We start from the raw sequence: 1,247 nt of genomic DNA, 5'->3' as shown, positions 1-1,247 counted from the left end.
TGAACTGGTCAAGTAATTCTGGACACCAGTTTAGGTTTTCACGCGGCCAGTTTTTCCATAGCTACTGGCGAGCGGTAGTCGTTGTAGCTGTGGAGCCTGGTGTTGTTGTAGCGCATCACGTATTGCTGCAAATCAGCTCGGGCTTCCTGCTCCGAGCTGTATCCGCCCTCAGGCATCCATTCTGATTTCAGGCTGCCAAAGAAGCGCTCCATTGGAGCGTTGTCCCAGCATTGCCCCTTGCGACTCATGCTTTGGTTGATCCTGTGTGTCATCAACTCATTCCTGAACTTGTGACTGGTGTACTGACATCCCTGGTCCGAATGAAACAACACCTCTTTGGGTCGTCCTCGCAGCTCAACCGCCATGCGCAACGCTTCGCACGTCAGCGTGGCATCGGATATCAGCGAAAATGACCATCCCACGAGGCGGCGTGCAAACAGATCCAGAACCGCCGCGAAGTACAGCCAACGCTTGCCGATCTGAATGTAGGTGACATCCCCGCACCAGACTTGATTGATCGCCGAGACATCAAACTTGCGCTTGAGCTCATGAGGCGCCACCAACGCCTCTGCGCCCGATGATTTGTATTTGTGGCGGCGCCGCTGACGACTGACGATACCGGCCTCTTTCATCAGGCTACGAGCCATGTAACGCCCCACGCGATGTCCCTTAGCCTGCAGCTCTTTGGAAAGAGTCCGAGCCCCGGCAGAGCCCCTCGACTCCTTGTGCTGCTTGATCAAAACAACGATGAGCTTCTCGCGATCGGGATTCACTCGGCCCTGGCGCTGACGCCAGACGTAAAAACTGCTTCGATTGACTTCAAATACACGACAACAATCAGTAATGCCGTACTGCTCGCCCAGCTCGCTGATCAGCGGAAATGATCTTTGGAGTCCAAAAGCAGGAGAGCACTGGCCTTTTTTAGGATTTCGATATCCCGATCTTTTTGCCTGAGCAGGGCTTTAAGCGCCTGGATCTCTTTTTGCTCAGGCGTAATAGCTTTTGCCCCTACCGGTGTTGAACCCAGACGCTCCTTACGGACTTGCTCGACCCAGCGACGTAATGCGGTAGGTCCGATATTCAGACTGGCGCAGACATCTGGGACAGCCAGCCCCTCATCCAGCACCATAAGCACAGCTTTGAGTTTGAACTCGTTGGAGTAGGAGTTACGCATTTCCATAGACGCCTCAGATTTGAGCGCCATCATAGCGCCCGATTGAGGTGTCCAGAATCATTAGGCCAGTTCA

At 53.9% G+C, this 1,247-nt stretch carries 2 protein-coding genes; both read right to left on the bottom strand.

The window, feature by feature from the left end:
• Positions 1-38: 38 nt before the first annotated feature.
• The gene (locus tag HX851_RS31985; RefSeq protein WP_369680922.1) at positions 39-845 is read right to left on the bottom strand and encodes an IS3 family transposase; all 807 of its coding nucleotides are present in this window, start codon (positions 843-845) and stop codon (positions 39-41) included.
• A 26-nt stretch (positions 846-871) separates the two neighbouring features.
• Positions 872-1,174, bottom strand: coding sequence for a transposase (locus tag HX851_RS45240; protein ID WP_256262618.1), 303 nt, complete (start codon positions 1,172-1,174; stop codon positions 872-874).
• Positions 1,175-1,247: the final 73 nt, after the last annotated feature.

The sequence above is a fragment of the Pseudomonas gingeri genome, from assembly GCF_013385635.1.
Lineage (GTDB): Bacteria > Pseudomonadota > Gammaproteobacteria > Pseudomonadales > Pseudomonadaceae > Aquipseudomonas > Aquipseudomonas gingeri_A.
The sequence above is the reverse complement of the archived record's forward strand: the minus strand, read 5'-3'. Positions and strand labels throughout refer to the sequence as shown.